Source organism: Paenibacillus sp. FSL R10-2199, assembly GCF_038000235.1.
Taxonomy (GTDB): domain Bacteria; phylum Bacillota; class Bacilli; order Paenibacillales; family Paenibacillaceae; genus Paenibacillus_AQ; species Paenibacillus_AQ phytohabitans.
On sequence record NZ_JBBOBO010000001.1, the window covers coordinates 5,515,547 to 5,534,364 of the forward strand.

The following is an 18,818-nucleotide window of genomic DNA, read 5'->3' on the forward strand; positions in this document are numbered from 1 at the left end:
TACCCGCTACAGGCTGATTGTCCCGCGGAAAGCACCGTTGCCGCAGGTGACGGCAAGCACTTGTCTGACCTCACAATCAAGCGCAATCCCCTTCCAGCGGACAGCTCCAAGCGGGGCATGCTCCCACTCCTCCCAGGTATCTCCCCCATCCCGGCTCCAGGCCATTTCAGATTCTGTGGAGGACCGGACCATCGGTTCGCTGGCCGATATCAGCACATCCTCTCCGTGTTCACCCCGCCCAACACAGAGTGCTGATACATTGAAGAGCTTGCCTGCCATAACCGGAAACAGCTTGTGCCAGCTCTGTCCGCCGTCACTGCTGCGCCATAGCCCTTCCGAAATAAACCCCGCATAGATTGTCCCCGGACAGGAGGGGGAGTACGCCACTGCGCTCAGTATTGAAGCCGGGCCGCCATGCTGAAAAGGAAGCCCCTCTCCTATGAAATCCCAGGTGTCCCCATGGTCTGAGGATTGCCAAATCCCCTCCGTGGCTTCTCCGGCAATTAGCTGTCCTGCCAGATGCGGATTCGTATCCATGAGCTGGTTGGACCCGCAGGCATTCTTAACCTGATAGACTACAACGGACAGCAGCTCGGCTTCAATCCAGCGCTTCTGATGCGGAAGTGTCTCCACATAAGCCGGAGGCCGAAAAGCTGTGCGGTCCCATGAAGTGCCGCCGTCCCGCGACCGGTAGATTCCTGCGCCTGCACTGACTGCCCCGTCCACATAGGCATAATAGGTGCCCGGCTGATTGCCGTCCTCACGCAAAGCCTGCACGAATAACCCGGGACCCAGTGTTAAAGCTGCTCGGGCACGGTCTTCACCATCGTGGTATACAGCGATACAGGCTGTATTGCCGTGGCCGATGAGGCCGTACAGATACAATCCCGGATCTGCTGCGGAATTAACAGCCGCAGAGCTTCCGGAATAGCCGGACAGTCCGGGCAGATTGCGGAAGGAGAGACCGCCATCCTCGGTCACCTTCGGAGAATGGTCCGCCATGGTGACACAGAACTTGCCGGGCTGCAGCTTATCTGCTACCACCGCTTCCATGCAGGTGGTCTCAAGCCCCCGGAACTGCCCGGCCCGCCAGGTCATTCCGCCATCTCCGCTGTAGGCTACCCCATACCAGTTGCAGAGATAGAGGCGGCCTGGTGTGAACCGGTCTACGATAATCTTAGAGATCGCCCAGCCGGCAGCAGAAGCCCGTGAACCTCCGTTAAAGCTGTCCATGTATGCCGGAAAGCCGCTTAAATCATTATCACTGTGATGATGCAGCAGTCTCCACCGCTCCGCGCCATCGTCTGTAACATACAGCGGTATCGGCGGGATGTCCTGCATCTGCGGGCGCAGATCAGGTGCTGTATACCAGCGCTCCGGGACATGCCAATCCTGGACAAGGGTCCCGTACCGCTGCTCTCCCTTCAGCAGACCTTCTCCGGCAGACTGCCAGGTCTGCCCTCCGTCTGCACTGCTCTTGATGCCGCCCCAGATGCAGGCGGCCAGCAGCCGCTGCGGGTCCCGGCTGTCGAATGACAGCCCGGCAAAGCTGGGACCTTCAACCAGCAGCTCCCACGATTGTCCCGAGTCACAGCTGAGATACAGCCTGCCCGCCTTCCCCCGCGGGCGGTCCTGCAGCAGTCCTAATATGCCGTACTCCCCCGGATCGGCATAATCCATATTCAGCTCCTCATCGCTGATCGTTCCGGCATATAACATACCCTGCTGATCCGGGTGAAAAGCTACACACCCGAAACGCTCCTCCGGAAGGCTGCTCTGCTCCCAGCTCTCTCCTTCATCCCTGCTGATCCAGAGTCCGCCGGTATACCCTCCGGCCGCTACAATACCGGGATGAAAGGGATCTACGGCAATGACCTCCCCGTACATCCGGGTCGGCCCGTTGCCGTAGAAGCCCATCCCGCCGCAGACCTCATACCAGCTGTTCCCGCCATCTGCCGATTTGTGCACCGCGCCGTAGAAGGTCCTGCTCCTCACTTCGCCGCAGCAGCGGAACATCACCTCCGGGTGATGACAGCTAATGGCAAAGCTCTGCACCTGATGGTGGTAAGCCTGGGTCATCCCCCGGTTCAGGGTCTCCCAGCTCTCCCCGCCATCACTGCTGCGGAAGACGCCCGCCACATCACAGCGGGCATATAATACACGGTTGTCCGCCGGATGCTGCAGCAGGCCGGTAATATAACCGCCTCCGCCCAGCGCCGCCGGCAGCAAGACACCTGGCAGATTCAATGAATTTCCCATGTCAGCTTCTCCCCCTCGCTCCAGTTCTTCTAAGCATAACTTGGAGCTGACCAGAGCGGCATCCCCGGCAGCAACGATATCTACCGCTGAACAAGGAATGTGAATCGCAGTACAAAGCTGCTTCTTTTCCAAATTCAAGGGCAAGTTCACCTTACATTACTGTCATTCAGACTTATTAGGGAGCAGCATCCGGGGAAGCACATTGTATTCGGTTTTTCGCATACATTGGCCGGGTTACCTTCGTATAAGCACATTGTATTCGGTTTTTCGAATACATCTGGCCCGGTTACCTTAACGGAAGCTCATTGTATTCGGTTTTTCGAATACATCTGGCCCGGTTACCTTAACGGAAGCTCATTATATTCGGTTTTTCGCATACATCTGGCTCGATTACCTTCGTAGAAGCACATTGTATTCAATTTTTCGCATACATCGCCCCGGGCAGGTGTTTCATTAGACTATACCAGCTAATAGCTTGTCAACATTACCAGTAAAGTGATTCTAAATCATGTGGTATAGTTAAAATGAGGCATGCCAAAAAACCCTCCAATTTTCTTTGTGTCTTGGAAGGTTATGCCAATAATATTTTTTAAATTGGACGAAATTCCTTTTTATTTTTTAAGATCGCATAGAGCCAATGGACGAGTTTATTTGCACATGCGATTAGAGCTACTTTATGTGGTTTTCCTTCAGCTCTCTTACGTTCATAGAACGCTTTGATTCGCATATTTCGGGAGCGTATAAGTCCACACTGAACAGCCATCACCAGTGCGTAACGCAGCTGCCTGGAACCACGTTTCGTGATTCGGTTTCGAGTCGCTGTAAACTTACCGGAAGCAAAGACACTCGGGTCAATGCCTGCGAAGGCGACTAACTTCTTAGGATGATCAAATCGTTCGACTTCTCCTATTTCGGATAAAATTGTTGCAGCAATTTTATGCCCAATCCCGGGAATCGACTGAATTAATTCATACTCTTCAATTTCTTCAGCCAGAGCATCTATGTTCTGTTCCAGTTCAGCAAGATGCTCTTGGTATTGAAGAATAAGGGTAATAAGAACTCTCATATTGATTAAATGACTTGCATACATGGTTTGCTGAAATGGATTTTGTTTTGCCGCATCTACTAATCGTTGAACCCGTTGGTTAATCCAGTCCTCTGAACGCCCCCGTTTCGAAGAAAGCAGTTCTTTCATCTTAGCTCTAAGTGTATCTTCATCCGTCTGTAAAACTAAATATGAGGTTGGGAATTCACTTAAAAACCGCAGTGAAACACCGGAATACATAGCTCCAAACACGCCTTTATAACCCGGGAAAACCTGATCTAAAACAGCTTGGAATTGCAGTTTAGTCGATACACACATCTTTGAAAGAGTCTCATATTGCCTTGTAAGATAGCGCAGATTGAGAAGTTGCACACCTCTTTTCTTAAAAGGTTCAAACTCTTCCCTGTAGTACAACTCACCCAATAGGTAAGCGTCAGCAGCATCCGTCTTTACTTTACGAAGCTGAGACTTTCTAAGCCGATTGGAGATTAGCGGGTTAATGACAATGTAAATATAGTGATGTTCCTCTAAGAACTGAACAACAGGGCTTTGGTAATGTCCTGTTGCTTCTAGAATAAGCAAAGGACGTTGTTTGGATACCGATTCAACGTCCTTTAAAACTTGATGTAGATTTGCTAGGCCATCACGAGTGTGCTCGAAGTGGAATGTCCCTCTGAAGAGCTTTCCGCGCGCTAAAAAGGCTTGTCCATGACTTTCTTCTTTTGAAATATCTAGACCGACAACTGGATTCATTTCATCTCATCTCTCCCTGTAAGTTTAAATTCACCGGCATCCCTACGGTTCTTCTTGTCGCTCCATAGCATCGCTTGTTATACGGGATCTTACGTCCCAACCAGCCTCAATCATGGTCATGACAAGTAGGGTGAACATTATAGCGCTCGGGATCAAGTCCCACGGGCAGGTACGTTCGACCAGGCTACTTTAATCCTCTATGCAAATGAAAAAAGGATCAACCAGAAAGAACTGGTTGATCTCATAATACGAACGGGCAGGATAGCGAACATTCAAATCAAAAGGCGATACAAACATTCGCGGATTTCTCAGAAGTGGAAGGCTCATTTTCCTATACGCTAAATACCACTTTATGGTATATTTAAATGCGATTATCAAATCAAATTCCTATGACGAAGTGGGTCAACAAAATGGATTTTCGGAAGTTTCGGCTTACATATGGGGTAATTGCCCTGTCATTAATCATTTCTGGCTGTACTTATGCGGAAAAAGAGAAAGCCGCTGAAGGAGCGGTCAGTGATCTAGTTGCGGCAAAAGAGTCAACTGCGGCTCCTTCTACTGTTGCACTTGCAATACGGGAGTATATTTTGAAAGACAGCTCGAATGCGTTGCTGTCCCCTGAAAAGATCGGCAGTCTGGACAACCGTATTCTGAAGCTTGCGCGCAACGAGATATTTGCAAGGCACGGGTATGTATTTAAACAGAAGGATTTGAAGGACTACTTTGCCGCCAAGCCTTGGTATCATGCAGACTCTGCCTACAAGGAGCATCTTAGCCCGATTGAGAAACAGAACGTTGCGCTACTTCGTGACTACGAAGCCAAATACGCTGGCTATAAGCTCGAACCTTCTCATACAGATGACGTCCATTTACGAGGTTACATAGGTGATTCGGGCTTTAAACAGAAGAAGATGAAAGTGGATCTGAACGGAGATGGTCGTGAAGAAGATATCCAGCTAATACCGCCGGAAACGGAATTAGGGGTCTTCAAGCTGAAAGTGAATAACATCACGATGGAGGTGGACAGTGAGCTGCTTCCTTATGTGGATATTGTCGATCTGGATATTGACGATCCATATTTCGAGATTGCACTTCAAATGGATTCGCAGATGGTCTCTTTACGATCAACATCTTTCTATGCCTATGACGGCGAAACCCTCAAGCAAATAGGTGAGCTTCCCGATTTCTCGGCACACAGCTCAATGTATGACGGCCATGGGAGAGTGGTCAGCGCAAAAGAAAGCAATAACTTTCAGACCTGGTTCCGTAATTTGGTATTCCGTCTGGATGCCGAACATTCTCTCCATGAAGAGCAACAGGATTTTTATCCGATGGAACCACCGACGCCTTTAACGATCAAAAAGGAAATTGCCGTGCAGTTTCATAAAGATGGCACGGACGAAGCCTTTTCCCTGGAAGCAGGAGACAACGTGAAATTCCTGGGTGACGACAAGCAGGGCCATATCAAGCTTCAGACTAGCACGGGTAAGGAAGTCTGGTACACCACGGGTGATGAGTACGTCGACTATAGTATTTTTTTTGACGGGCTAATATTATATGATTAGACGGAGTATTTCGGCATAGGACCCGTTGCTACAAGTAGAGATGAACATTTATTTAATCTCACTGGTGACGGATTGACGAGAATCAACCGTTAAACTAACGGAGAACGTTAGCTCAATAACAGAAGGCAGCCGATCAACATGGTCAGCTCCCTTTGTTCAAAGAACGGGCCGTTTAACTCTTCCAAGTTCATTATTATTCCAGAAGGTTAGACAAATGACGGGCGGAGGATAGTTTGATTAACTTCTTCCCGATGTAATAAGATAATACTACTTGAATTGGAGGATGATTTAGAAATGATTCAGTCCATTGTACATATTGCTTTGGTGGTTAAAGATTATGATGAAGCGATAGAATTTTATACAAGAAAGTTGAATTTCACCTTAGTTGAAGATATCTATCAGCCAGAGCAAGATAAAAGGTGGGTAGTGATTTCCCCTCCGGGTTCTGTCGGCACTACGATTTTACTTGCTAGAGCATCAAAACCTGAACAAGAGCTGTTTATTGGCAACCAAACTGGTGGCCGGGTATTCCTATTTCTAAACACCGACGACTTTTGGAGAGATTATAATGAAATGGTTCTCAGGGGGATAGAATTTGTTAGAGAGCCCCAAGAACAGTCTTATGGAATAGTTGCTGTATTCAAAGATTTATACGGTAATTTGTGGGACCTACTGGAAATGAATGAAGATCATCCGATTTCCAAACGAGTTCGGTGATATCTTTTCATTTAGAGTTCTTCTAGAGTTTCACTAATAACGAAGATCATCCAATTTCCTAACTAACAAAAACTGAACCCCGTTACCAGGATTCAGTCTCGACTACCATTTCAGTTCTAACCTAAACTTGAACCAGCACGCCATCCTCCAGATGAAGCACACGGTCGCACCACTCCAGCATGCGGTCATCGTGCGTTACCATGACGGCTGCCTTGCCTTCGCTCCGCACCTCGTCAGCAATCATCCGCACTACTTCTCTTCCGCGGCTGTAATCCAGACTCGCTGTCGGCTCATCTGCGAACAGGATAGCCGGTTTGTTCATCCACGCCCGGGCAATGGCCACACGCTGCTTCTCACCGCCGGACAGCTGCTCGGGATACTGGTTGCGCCGCTCCCAGATTTCCAGACGCTTCAGCAGATAGGTTGCCCGAACCTTGGCTTCCTTCGTGGTGAGCTTAGCCAGCTTGGCAACATAGAGCAGCTGTTCCTCCACCTTCAGGAAAGGCAGCAGCTGTGCGCTTTGGAACATGAAGCCGATCTTCTGCAGCCTCAGCTCCGTCAAAGCCCCTTTGTCTTTGTCACGCAGCGATTCACCATCGATGAAGATTTCCCCGCTTGTTGGGGTGAGCAGAGCACCGGCGGCAGAGAGAAAAGTGCTTTTGCCGGACCCCGAAGGCCCCAGTACTGCTACGAATTCACCCTCGTTCACCGTAAAATCCAGGTTATTCAAAACAGTCATTGCCCCGTCTCCGTCCCCGTAGGTTTTGGTCACTTGCTTCATGATTAATTTGGCACTCATGCTCCAGTCCTCCCTATCGCTTCCAAGGCATCCACCTTGGCTACTCTTGCTACAGAAATCAGTGAACCCAGCAGCGACATTCCGATGAACAGCAGGCTGGTCAGAATCATCGTCTGCCCGTCCAGCTGGAACGGCATCGCATCCGGCAGCCCCATATTCATTCCGAACGTAAGCAGCAGGCTCAGTGCCAGACTGGCTACAGACAGAATCAGGACTTGGCCGACTACGCTCCAGGCTAAATAGGACATTTTGGTACCCATTGCCTTAAGAATACCGAACTGGCTGGTCTTCTGGATTGTGATGACGTAGAAGAATACGGCAAGTACAACTGCAGCAATAATGAACAGAAAGGCTATCATCATAAGCAGTGAATTCTGTTCAGCCGCATATCCGGGGACACTGGAAATCGCCTGTTTCTGGGTAATCACCTCTACCGCCTGCTGCTGTCCGGCAATTTCAGATGCCTGTGCAGAAGATACTTTTATCGCGATAACGTTGTAAGGAGCATTGCCTGTGCTGTCTGAGCTGCCGCTCTGAACCGCCCCTTGCTTCATGGCCTGCCAATCCAGCTGGTTAATATATACAACCGGAGTGTGGCTGTAAGAGCTGTCTTTCACAAAACCGCTAACCGTCCAGCTCATGCCTGTTGCCTGATCACTTATTGTACTGCCGATCGTGACACCGGACTCTTCCAGCTTCGAATCTACCACGGCACTCCCTTGAACTTCATTGGTGATTCCAGCACCTTCCGTCACTTCAGGAGCCAGCATACCCGCCATATCTATGGCAAAAAAAGTAATGTCCGCCTTCACATCCGCATCGGCAGCAGTAATAGTACTGGTCTGCACGCCAAGCGGAGTTGCCTTCGCCTCCCCGGCTACCGCACGGGCTGCTGCAAGCTCCGATTCGCCTAACTGTGAACGTCTAAACGTATGGTCAGCGTCGCTCTGCACGACAAAATAATTCGCAGGCATATTCTCCAGTGCCGAGATATTCGCATAGGCAAGTCCTCTGGCCAGGCCCGTTACGAACAGAACCAAAAACGAAACCAGCAGCATAATCACCATTATGAGGCTGTAGCGTGCTTTGGAGTGCCTCATCTCCCGTAAAGCCAAAAACATATAACCACTCCTTCTAATCTGTATATCCACAGTTTAGAGGATGAAAATGAACGGAGTATGAATAAAGAATTACATTATACAGATTGAACTATAGACTTTCCATAACTGATGCTAAGCGCAACTGCGGTGAATGTTGGACTTCCGCTGCTTTCATCTGTTACTATACCTCTGCTCAATCTGTATTGTGGCAGGGCAGGGAGACTGTAAAGGTAGTCCCTTCTCCAACTGTACTTGCCGCCTCGATCGTACCGTTATGAGCCTGAATAATCTTCTGTGCAATGGCCAGCCCCAGCCCGCTGCTGTTGCTGTCACGGGTGCGCGCCTGATCCACTTTGTAGAACCGGTCGAAGATCATCGGCAGCTGCTCCGCAGGAATCCCTTCACCGTTGTCCGTCACCGTTACAGTGCACGTATGATCGTCTGCACGTGCCGCTATGCTGATTGTGCCGCCCGCCGGAGTATACTTCACGGCATTCGTGACCAGGTTCATCCATACCTGATAGAGCAGGTTAGGGTCGCCTTCCAGTGTAATGTCAGCTACGTGCAGCCGGACCGCAAGCTCCTTCTCTGTAAGATGCCATTCCATAATCTGCATGACCTGGCGGAGCTGGGCACGGAGGTCGAAGCTTCGTTTCTGCAGGGCATGTTCTTCATAGTCGAGTGAGGATAAGGTGAGCAGCTGCTTGCTGAGCACGGATAGCCGGCGGCTCTCTTCATCAATGATCGACAGGTACTCCAGCCTCTGGGGTTCGGGCAGCGCACCGTCTTTGAGCGCATGGGCAAAACCCTGGATGGACGTCAGCGGGGATTCAATTTCATGCGAGACATTGGCGACAAATTCCTGACGCGCCCGGTTTGTCCGTTCCAGCTCCCGGCTCATCGTCATGAAATGGGAGGCCAGCTGGCCGATTTCATCACGACGGGCGGTATATAATTTGATATCGTACCTGCCTTTGGATATTTTGAGCGTAGCCTCGGTCAGCCGCGTTATGGGCTTCACCACATGGAATACTGTAATGAGCATAAACCACAGGCTGAATAAGATAATGACGCCAATCAGCACGGCAAAAAAGATCCGCAGTTCGCCAAACTGCACCTCAGCATCCGGACGCATGAACAATGCATAAGTCTGTCCGGTGATCTGAACAGGTACACCTATCGAATTACTGAGCTGATTATCGAAGAAGCCGGTGATAAACGCTGAGCTGGGGAAATTACCGACTCCGTGGTAAATCCCCCCCGCCAGCACCTTTTGCAGCGCCCCCTCCTGCAGGTCATTTTTGCGGAAAGGCTGGCCGTAAAATTGTTCATCGCCGTTGTCATTGGACAGATACATCTTGTAGCCTAACGAGGCTGTACTCAGCAGATACTCTTCCACCGCATCCGGGTGGTCCTGAATGAACTGCTGCAAGCCTATGGCCATTTTGGTCAGCTTGGCATCGTTCTGCGGTTTGATTTTGGCCTGATAATAGAGATTGGAAACGAGGAACCCCAGTACACTGCTGATCACTATAACCGAGCAGAACACAATACTCATTCTTACATACAGCGATCTCATGTGTTCACCATGTCCACTTTGTAGCCAATCCCGCGTACGGTGCGGATCGTGAAATCATTCTGGTAGTCGCTGAACCGCTGGCGCAGCCGTTTGATATGCACATCCACCGTCCGCTCATCCCCCTCATAATCCGCACCCCAGACCCGTTCGATCAGCTCACTGCGCGAGAACAGCCGTCCGGGATATTGCGCCAGCTGGGCCAGCAGCTCGAATTCCTTCACCGGCAGCAAAAGCACCTCATTCCCGTCACTGATCTCATAATTCTTACGGTCAATCACCAGTGAGTTCAGGCGGATTTTGTCGTCAGAGGCAATCGAATAACGGCGGAACAGTGCCTTAATGCGGAACAGCAGCTCCTCCGGTTCAAAAGGCTTGGTCACATAATCATCCGTCCCGCGCAGATACCCCTGCTCCTTGTCGCTGAGCTGCTGGCGGGCCGTCAGGAGGATCACCGGAATATCGTAAGTTTCCCTTATGTACGAGCATAGCTCCAGACCATCCATGTGCGGCATCATCACATCCACCACCGCGAGATCCACTGTCTGCTCCTGCATCAGGGTTACCGCTTCCCGGCCGTCGTCGGCTTCCAGGACATGATACCCCTCTCTCGTCAAGACATGCCGCAGCAGCGTGCGGATATGGACATCATCGTCGGCTACTATAATCTTTTTCAACTGTAAGCTCTCCCTCCGGGCTTGCCGAATTCAATGACATCATACTAGCAACAAACCAGTTTCGAGACAAGCCTTAGTCCATTTCTACATTATCCGTTCTTCCGGCAGCTCAATAAAAGGCATAATGCTCTCCTTCAGCGGTGTGACAGGACGCCCCATTAGCCGTTCCAAATCTCCTGAAGTGGATGAGGTATCCAGCTTGCTCATAAAAGCATAGATCCAGTGCTGAGCTGCGGTATCCTGACGGTGTACTACCGGCTTCCCGGCAACCTCGGTTAATACTTCAGCCAGATCTGTAAAATCCCAGGTACGTGCAGCGGCCAGCTCATAAATATGATTGCCTGCCTCACCTTCACTAAGCACAGCCGCAGTTGCCAGCGCAAGATCTCCACGTGTTACCGAATTGAACTTCCATTCACCCGGAGCGGTTATCAATTCCCCGCTGGACAGTGCTTCCTTCAGCCCCAGCACTCCTACGAAATCAATGTATAAGGCATTGCGCAAAAAAGTATATTCCAGTCCGGACTCTATAATCACCTGTTCGGTTAGCGTGTGCACATTGTCCGGATTGCTCTGCTCAGATCTCTGCCGGGGAAAAGCAAAACCCGTATAGAGAATATGCCCGACACCGCTTCGCTTAGCAGCATCAACAACCCGCTTGTGCTGGATCAGACGGACGGTGTCATCCGTATTCGAGCTGGAGATTAGCAGCAGCCGGGAAATTCCGCGAAAGGCTTCATCCAGCGATTCCGTCACATCGTAATCGGCATAACGGACTTCTACGCCTTGCTCCCGGAGATACACCGCCTGCTCAAGCTTCCGTACTCCGGCTACAACCTGTTCTGCGGGGATACGGCTGCGCAAATTTTCTATGATCAGACTTCCCAATTGTCCGGTGGCGCCAGTAATCATAATCTTCATTATTATCTCTCCCTTGTATGTTCGCTCAATTTGTTCAGCAGACCCAGCAGCTGGTGCAGCTCCGTATCATCCAGACGCTTCATCACGCCGGCAACAGCTTCCCGGTTTCCAGGCAGCTGTTCAGACAGCAAGGCCCGGCCAGCTTCAGTAATCGAAATCACCGTCTTGCGTCCATCCTTGGCATGATCCGCACGGGAGATATAACCGTCTTTGTCCAGCGGAGTGAGCAGGAGGCTGATATTGGCTTTGGTTACACCGATTCTCTCTGCGAGCAGCGAAGGGAGTATCGCTCCCCCGTGCTTCGCAATCTCTACCAGTACGCGGATTCTTGCCCCGTTCAGCCCTTGAGCCTGCCAGTATTTCTCGGATACGGCTACTGCATGGGCTGTCGCTCCCACCATAGCGAAGAAAACCTCATTGTGGAGCGGCAGCTCCAGCACATACTTTTGCAAAGCATCCATCCGTGCATCCATCCGATCATTCATAAGTCCATTCATAGAATCATCCATCAGTCCGTTCAATAGTTCGTCGGCTGGTTTATTCATCCGCTCACCCATTTGATCACCCATTCTATCATTCAAAGTTTTGTCCATATCGCTCTTTAACGAGACATAACACCACTTAACGAGACATAACCCCACTTAACGGAAACATCGCCCCTTAACGAGACATAACACCGCTTAACGCCTCTTAACGCCGCAACCTCAATTTAGTTAATAGCTTAACTATATTTATGTAGAGAATAACTCAACCAGCTCATATTGTCAAAATGTTGCCATCAGAGCACCCCCGGCAGGTGTGGGTTTATACTAAAAGCCATTTTAAAGACACATAGTTTGGGTGTGCGTTTAACTGTGCATTTAGGCGTGCATTTAGGTGTGCGTTTGGACATGCAGTTTTGATACTTGTTTGATCATACGATTTCAGTACTCGGTTGGTTTAGGCATTCGGTTGGACATGCGTTTGGTTATTCATTCGTTCTTGCTCAGAATTACTGGTGACTTAACCGGACTAAGCCTGGATTGTTGTACTAAATGCAAGATTTATCCTATATTAACTTGTAAAATTGGTTATTGTTGTACTTTTTACAACAATTCTTACGATTCAGCGGGTTACCCGACTGAATTGTTGTATTTTGTGCAAGATTCCCGGTAAATTAGCGAGATCGAATTTGAATTGTTGTACTTTCTGCAGGATTTCCCTGCTTGATCGGATCAGGCCTGCTATGTTCCGTTTTTCGCATAATATAAAACCCCCTATCCTTCAATCGAAGGTAGGGGGCATGGCGGAAGGCACACGGAGTACGTCAAAAGGTACAAGTTACGGTAGATGGTACACATCCGATAGATGGTACAAGTCACGGTAGATGATTAAGATCCGATAGATGGTACAGTTCCAGTAAATGGTACAGAACACAGTAGCTGACTCACGTACAATTATGTTGCCTCCACTAGACAATCGTTAGATCAATACCGCCTTAGCTGTTGAAGTCACTGGTTCTTCGTTGTAGCTCATACTACCCTCCAGAACAACCTCCAGCTTGATCAGCTCAGAGCGGCTGGCCAGACGGATTGGCGGTCCCCAGGTTCCGTAGCCGGAGGAGACAATGACATGCAGCTTGTCTTTGAGCAGATAACCCCAGTCCAGCTCGAACAGGCGTCTCGTAATCCAGTGATTCGGAGCAATCTGCCCGCGGTGGGTATGTCCCGACAGCAGTACATCCACGCCAGCCCGCGCAGCAAGCTCGAAGCCGGTCGGCTGATGATCCATCATAATAATCGGCTTCGTGCGGTCAAGTCCGTCCAGCAGAGCCTCTACACTGAGCCGTCCGCCCGCTTCCATCGCCTCCGCCGTCTTGTCTTTGCGGCCCACAACGTATACTCCCGAGGTTTCCACAACCTCATCCTGCAGAACTTTAATGCCGATGTTATTCATCACTTCAGTGTACTGCGCAATCGAACCGCCATAATACTCATGATTCCCCAGCACAGCATAGACCCCGTAACGTGCCTTAAGCTGCTTCAGCTGCTGGTCCATTCCATTGCGGATAAAAGGTTCAATGCTGTCATCCAGCACATCTCCGGCCAGAAGGACGATATCGGGATTCATCGCATTAATCTCCGTGACCATCCGGCGTAAATGGCGGTTCCCGACAATGTTGCCCAGATGCAGGTCAGAGGCGACAGCTACCGTCAGCGGAACGCTGGTTCCAATAGACTTATCGACTTTCAGTCTGTGGCTCCGCACCACTGTACTCCAGGCATTGCGTGAACCCCATAGCAGGAATACGGCAAGCAGTGCCAGCACAGTAGCTCCAGCTTCGGTAACAAACGCCGAGAGGCCCACACCGGTGAGCGCCAGCACTCCATATACCAGATCGGTCAGCGGCAGCAGAATCACGGCAAACTCCATACAGGCCAAATAATAGGACCCGACCACCTTGAACAACCGGCCAACCGGCTTAAGCGCCTTCGGCAACGGAACTCTGCCAATAATATAAGAGAAGGCAATCACAAGAAAGACAGGCCAGTAAGCAGCAGCATGAATACCCGGCAGCCATTCCTGGAGCAGAACCCACAGATGCCATCCAATGTAGAAATTAACAAGTCCAAGCACAAGAAGCATGATAATTCCCGAAGCCAGCATGCGCATGTTTTTCACCCTATTCACTCCCTTAAGGTAAGTTTCTATAATATCTACTTCAGATCATATCACAAAGTATTAGTGAGGTATAAATTGTGCTCCGCCACTATGAAAAATCTTAGACACATGCAGGAACTTAGCTGAATAAAAACGAATCCGTTCTATGTAACACTTGAGTAACTATTTACGTTAAGCGGGAGAAAGGTGAGGATTTCCTTGGATCACTCTTTTAAGATTTCGTTTATGGCTTTTTCAAAGATTTCTCTATTCATTTCATTATTAATTCTGATTGTCGTATTAACCGGCAGTGATTCAAGTGCAAATATACAAACCACTCCAATAGACCTTAACAAAAGCTCCGTTTCAAATATCCCCTATTCCATTCGTTCGAGCATGTCTTTTGCATTTCATAAGGCAGAAATTGAGAAGCAATTGGGAAAAGCCGATATTACCAGACGCATGAAAGGCTATTCCTATGAAATACGAAATGTTTCTGACGGCAGTCATATCTTTATAATGTACATGAGCAGCAGCTATGTTTCTGACGTATGGAGATTAACGCATTTGTTAAGTCTGGATAGCTTCAGCAAGATCACCATCGGAGAAAGTACAGTAAGCGATGTGGGAAAAATTGATCCCTACTTCATGGAGTTTAATTACTCTGATCAGCAAAAGGTGGCAACGAGTGAACATAAGCTAGACGATGATGGAGTAATGATTATTAGCTATACACACAGCAATAATACTTGGGTTGTTGATTCGATCGAGCACACCAAACAAGATCCGTCAGCGTTTGCTGCAAAACTTCTGCCTGAGGATAAAGAATTGCTGCTGGAAGATTATTAAGCTGTGTACGCACAGTAAAAAAGAGCCCAACAGGCTCCATTTATACTTCACTTAACGCTTTCAGAATTTTCGCTTTAGTCTCCTTTAGCCGTGTCTCTGCACCATCCGGATGCAAGGGCTCACTCCAGGCCAATCCGTCACCCTCGTAGCGTGGAACAACATGCATATGGTAATGGGTCAGATCATTAAATTTACCGCCGTCAGCACAAATTCTGATTCCGTCCGGTTTGTACAGGCTTTTGAGCAGCGCAGTAACCTTCTGCGAAGCATCCGTAACCGCATGCGCGGTTTCCGGGTCCAGCTCGTCGGTATCCAGGTAATGTTTTTTAGGAAGAATCAGGGTATGCCCTTCATTGAACGGAGCGATATCAAGTACACAAGTGATAAGTTCATTTTCCAAAATAATGTTCAGGTCTGGTTCAATACCATTAGCGATTCTGCATCCCAGGCATTCCATATTGCGCCTCTCTCCCCTCTAAAAAAAGAAAATGCCCTGCGGCATCTTCGTGTTCCGGATTATGTAGTTAAACGGCTTTGTTACCTTTTGCAGCGATACAGTCCCCGATCAGCTTGTCACATTTGTGAATGTGATTAATCAGCCAGTCAGTCAAAGTACGGTTAAGCTTGATTGTTGACAATACGGATACCCCTTTGGTCTTAATACTCTCTTCCAGATCCAGAACGGTCTGTACGAATTCAGCATGCGTCTTCTGGTGTTCTGTCAGTTCAGGGAAGTCGATGTCCTTCATCAATTGCTCTTCACTGCCGAAATGCTCCACGGTGTAGTCCTTAAGGAACTTCAGTGTTTCTTCGATCTTCTCTTTGCCCTGCTGGTTGCTACACGCTTCAAAAAAGTCATTCAGCTTCACAAGCAGCTGTCTGTGCTGGCAGTCAATCTTCTCTACTCCGATGTCATATGAATCCTTCCAGTTAATCATTGACTCACCTTACCCTTTTCCATAAATTACATAATGAAAAGCATAATTCATTGTCCGCTTTTCCGCATAAAACTTCTATTAACAACATCACACGACAGCAGAAAACAACTTTCTGCAGAATTGGCGTTGCAGTTTGTTATGGAAGGAGTACGATATAGCTAAGTCATTAACCTGTTCATATACGAGCCTGTATTTCGCCTTCTCAAGTTAGATTCCACTCCAGGTTGTATCTGTACAGCTTCGATGGGCGGTGTCCGGCATCGCGGGTACTCTCATCCGTCTCAATTACCCGCTCAGCAATCTTGCGGCGGAATGCGGCGGCGAGCAGCTCTTTGCCAAGGATGATTTCATACACACGCTGAAGCTCGGACAAGGTGAACAGCGGCGGCATCAGATTGAACACAATATCGGTATACTCAGCTTTGCCGCGCAAGCGTTCGATTGCAGCCTGTACCATCATCAGATGGTCAAAAGAGAATCCCGAGCTCCGGACAATCTCACGGTCCAGATGGCGGACATGGCCCCGGATGGTTTCGGTAAGCTTGACCACACCGCTGAGCCTCGCCTGTTCATTCTGCAGAATAATCTCCACAAATGTCTCCAGCCGGATACCCTGCTCCTGCTCCAAATCTTCGCGGCGGGTCTCCAGGATATTGTAGGAAACCTCAAACCAGGCGGCTGCTGCCGCATCATCCCCTGCTTGTACAGTCAAGGCTTTGCGGTCCACGAGTGCCATGTAAGAACAGCTGATCACCCGCATCCGCGGATCACGCTGAACATCGCCCCAGGTATATAACTGTTCCATATAAATGTTATCGATATTAGTCTCACTGTACAGCTCCCGGCGGGCTGCCTCCTCAACGCTTTCGTGGATCCCCACGAATCCTCCAGGCAACGCCCATTGTCCCAGAAAAGGATGTTCACCGCGCTGTATGAGCAGAAGCTGCAGAGATTTCTCCGCCAGCTTGCGGTAATTATCCTGCTGCTCCTCCATTACGGTGAAGATCAGCATATCCACAGCAACAGACGGACGTTCATAGTTCCCGGCGTCATAAGTCTTCAGGAACTGCTCCTCGGTTAGACCGTTGTAATCAGTGACGGGTTGATTAGACATTGGCAGGCTCCTTTATAGGAATATCTTAATATTATCCCATTGTTAATAACATATCGTTATTATATACCTGCTGCCGAGGAATGCGTCAAGTACAAAGGTGTTGAATCCATATATATATGTACTCCATATTGAGAACGACCGGTCAAATAATATTTTATCGTCACAAGGGTTCAATATGGACAAGCACCGTAGCTACTTGATGGCGGTCCTTCAACTGATCTTCAATCTCTTCCGTAATGTCATGGCTCTGCACCACATTCAGCCTGGAATCCACAAGTACCGTAGTATCCACTAGTACATTGTTTCCGTGAATGCGGGCTTTGATATCCTTAATTAACTCTACGCCTTCAATCTCCGATACCGTCTGCTTCATTAACTCCAGCTCACTTGCATCGAATCCGTCTGTCAGGTCATGAGTGGCTTTGCGGAAGATATCCCAAGCAGTTTTGCAGATCAGCAGACCGACAATGGTAGCGGTGAGCGGATCAAGCCACGGAATGCCGAACTGTGAGCCGATAATACCAATGAAGGCACCCACGCTTACGAGCGCATCCGAACGGTTATCCTGCGCCACGGCATGCATCGCATTGCTGTTCAATTTGCGGGCAAGCTTGATGTTATACCTAAACACAGCGATCATAATCACAGCACAGGCAGCTGCCGTCCACGCGGCAATTAGATCAGGGGTTTCCAGTGAAGGCTGAATGAACTTGTTGATACCCTGATACAGCACTTGAAAGCCTACAGCAATCATTATGAAGGAGGCGATCAATGCAGCAACTGTCTCTGCTCTGAAATGACCATAGCTATGATTGGAATCCGGGGGTCTGCGGGAAATCTTCAGGCCTGTCAAAATTGCTATGGAAGCAATAATATCGGTGCTGTTATTCAGTCCGTCCGCAAGTAATGCCTGCGAGCCTGAAACAGTGCCGATGAACAATTTGACGGCAGATAGCAGTATGTAGGCCATTAGACTAAGCCAAGCCCCTTTTTCACTTTGCTTGATATCGCTGTAATTATCCAAGAAAAAGGACCTCCAAATAATAGTATTGTTCCATACTACACGCTGACTAGCGGGTGGGTCTAGAGAAACAGTGTTGCCGGACGGCGCAAGAGTTAACCCCGCCAAATAGAGTTGCGGAGCCGGAAGTATGTTGCCTCGCCCAACATTGTTTGCCCCGGTTCAACATTGAGCACAACTCCCTGCTGCAGAACCCAGTAACTTTTCATTGCAAACTTCGTCTAACTAATAGGAAGCGGTCACGGCAGCCGCATTAAAAAGCGGATACCCTCCTTATAAAGGAGGCATCCGCTGTAAAAACAAACGAAAGGGACAAGTCCGGAATCATATTATTCCGCCGGAGGTGTAAAGGAACGGGCGGCGAACTCGGCATCCAGCATATAGAAGGCATTGCTGTCCGTTTCAATCCGTTTGAGCTTGGCGATAATATTGCTGAAGAGCGCTTCTTCTTCCACCTGCTCGTCAATGAACCATTTGAGGAAATAGATTGTAGCATGCTCGCGTTCATCCAGGGCCAAATCAGCCAGATGATAGAATTTCTTCGTATTCTGCTGCTCATGGGCGAAGGCATGCTCGAACGCATCCAGCATGGATGAATATTCATTATTCGGCTCCGGCAGGGCGGCAAGGGTGGCACGATAGTCACGGTCATTGAGGAATTTGTAGATTTTCATCGCATGGAACCGCTCTTCTTCAGCCTGCACCAGGAAAAAGTTGGCGAATCCGTCGAGACTTTCACCGGAACAATACGCGGCCATCGCCAGGTATACATGAGCGGAGTAGAACTCGAAATTCATCTGTTCATTAAGCGTGTTCATTAATTGTTCTTTCATTGACAGGTCAC

17 protein-coding genes are annotated in these 18,818 nt (G+C 49.1%); 3 read left to right on the forward strand and 14 right to left on the reverse strand.

The window, feature by feature from the left end:
* Positions 1 to 6: 6 nt before the first annotated feature.
* A complete protein-coding gene (locus NYE33_RS24105) occupies positions 7 to 2,259 on the reverse strand; it encodes a hypothetical protein (protein ID WP_076248365.1) in 2,253 nt (750 codons plus the stop codon).
* 589 nt (positions 2,260 to 2,848) lie between these two features.
* The gene (locus NYE33_RS24110; RefSeq protein WP_042138433.1) at positions 2,849 to 4,057 is read right to left on the reverse strand and encodes an IS110 family transposase; all 1,209 of its coding nucleotides are present in this window, start codon (positions 4,055 to 4,057) and stop codon (positions 2,849 to 2,851) included.
* Between the two features lie 389 nt (positions 4,058 to 4,446).
* Here NYE33_RS24110 and NYE33_RS24115 point away from each other — a divergent pair, with 389 nt between their 5' ends.
* Positions 4,447 to 5,622, forward strand: coding sequence for a YARHG domain-containing protein (locus NYE33_RS24115; RefSeq protein ID WP_341067935.1), 1,176 nt, complete (start codon positions 4,447 to 4,449; stop codon positions 5,620 to 5,622).
* Between the two features lie 294 nt (positions 5,623 to 5,916).
* The gene (locus NYE33_RS24120) at positions 5,917 to 6,339 is read left to right on the forward strand and encodes a VOC family protein (protein ID WP_042137047.1); all 423 of its coding nucleotides are present in this window, start codon (positions 5,917 to 5,919) and stop codon (positions 6,337 to 6,339) included.
* A 121-nt stretch (positions 6,340 to 6,460) separates the two neighbouring features.
* On the opposite strand, the gene NYE33_RS24125 is transcribed toward NYE33_RS24120, so the two are convergent.
* From NYE33_RS24125 to NYE33_RS24155, 7 genes are all read right to left on the reverse strand, one after another.
* Entirely contained in the window at positions 6,461 to 7,138 is a 678-nt protein-coding gene (locus NYE33_RS24125; RefSeq protein ID WP_042137046.1) for an ABC transporter ATP-binding protein, read from the reverse strand.
* On the reverse strand, positions 7,135 to 8,259 hold the full coding sequence (locus NYE33_RS24130; protein WP_341067938.1) for an ABC transporter permease: 1,125 nt from the start codon (positions 8,257 to 8,259) through the stop codon (positions 7,135 to 7,137). Before NYE33_RS24130 ends, NYE33_RS24125 begins: the two co-directional genes overlap by 4 nt.
* A 172-nt stretch (positions 8,260 to 8,431) precedes the next feature.
* A complete protein-coding gene (locus NYE33_RS24135; RefSeq protein ID WP_341067941.1) occupies positions 8,432 to 9,796 on the reverse strand; it encodes a sensor histidine kinase in 1,365 nt (454 codons plus the stop codon).
* A gap of 17 nt (positions 9,797 to 9,813) precedes the next feature.
* Positions 9,814 to 10,491: a response regulator transcription factor gene (locus tag NYE33_RS24140; RefSeq protein WP_341067944.1), complete on the reverse strand. Its 678-nt coding sequence runs from the start codon at positions 10,489 to 10,491 to the stop codon at positions 9,814 to 9,816.
* Positions 10,492 to 10,575: 84 nt separating this feature from the next.
* The gene (locus NYE33_RS24145; RefSeq protein WP_336100640.1) at positions 10,576 to 11,412 is read right to left on the reverse strand and encodes an SDR family oxidoreductase; all 837 of its coding nucleotides are present in this window, start codon (positions 11,410 to 11,412) and stop codon (positions 10,576 to 10,578) included.
* A gap of 2 nt (positions 11,413 to 11,414) precedes the next feature.
* Entirely contained in the window at positions 11,415 to 11,957 is a 543-nt protein-coding gene (locus NYE33_RS24150; protein WP_341067946.1) for a MarR family winged helix-turn-helix transcriptional regulator, read from the reverse strand.
* A gap of 916 nt (positions 11,958 to 12,873) precedes the next feature.
* A complete protein-coding gene (locus tag NYE33_RS24155; RefSeq protein WP_340948948.1) occupies positions 12,874 to 14,064 on the reverse strand; it encodes a metallophosphoesterase in 1,191 nt (396 codons plus the stop codon).
* A gap of 234 nt (positions 14,065 to 14,298) precedes the next feature.
* On the opposite strand from NYE33_RS24155, the gene NYE33_RS24160 reads away from it, so the two are divergent.
* On the forward strand, positions 14,299 to 14,901 hold the full coding sequence (locus NYE33_RS24160) for a hypothetical protein (RefSeq protein ID WP_341067947.1): 603 nt from the start codon (positions 14,299 to 14,301) through the stop codon (positions 14,899 to 14,901).
* A 40-nt stretch (positions 14,902 to 14,941) separates the two neighbouring features.
* Here NYE33_RS24160 and NYE33_RS24165 read toward each other — a convergent pair whose 3' ends face one another.
* From NYE33_RS24165 to NYE33_RS24185, 5 genes are all read right to left on the reverse strand, one after another.
* Positions 14,942 to 15,358, reverse strand: a complete 417-nt coding sequence (locus tag NYE33_RS24165) for an HIT family protein (RefSeq protein WP_042137034.1) — start codon at positions 15,356 to 15,358, stop codon at positions 14,942 to 14,944.
* A 67-nt stretch (positions 15,359 to 15,425) separates the two neighbouring features.
* Positions 15,426 to 15,839, reverse strand: coding sequence for a bacteriohemerythrin (locus NYE33_RS24170; RefSeq protein ID WP_336100633.1), 414 nt, complete (start codon positions 15,837 to 15,839; stop codon positions 15,426 to 15,428).
* A 202-nt stretch (positions 15,840 to 16,041) separates the two neighbouring features.
* The gene (locus NYE33_RS24175) at positions 16,042 to 16,953 is read right to left on the reverse strand and encodes an NUDIX hydrolase (protein ID WP_042137032.1); all 912 of its coding nucleotides are present in this window, start codon (positions 16,951 to 16,953) and stop codon (positions 16,042 to 16,044) included.
* A 160-nt stretch (positions 16,954 to 17,113) separates the two neighbouring features.
* Positions 17,114 to 17,977: a cation diffusion facilitator family transporter gene (locus tag NYE33_RS24180; protein WP_042137029.1), complete on the reverse strand. Its 864-nt coding sequence runs from the start codon at positions 17,975 to 17,977 to the stop codon at positions 17,114 to 17,116.
* A gap of 326 nt (positions 17,978 to 18,303) precedes the next feature.
* Positions 18,304 to 18,807 carry a ferritin gene (locus NYE33_RS24185; protein WP_039292730.1) on the reverse strand — a complete coding sequence of 168 codons (504 nt, stop codon included), beginning with the start codon at positions 18,805 to 18,807 and terminating at the stop codon, positions 18,304 to 18,306.
* Positions 18,808 to 18,818: the final 11 nt, after the last annotated feature.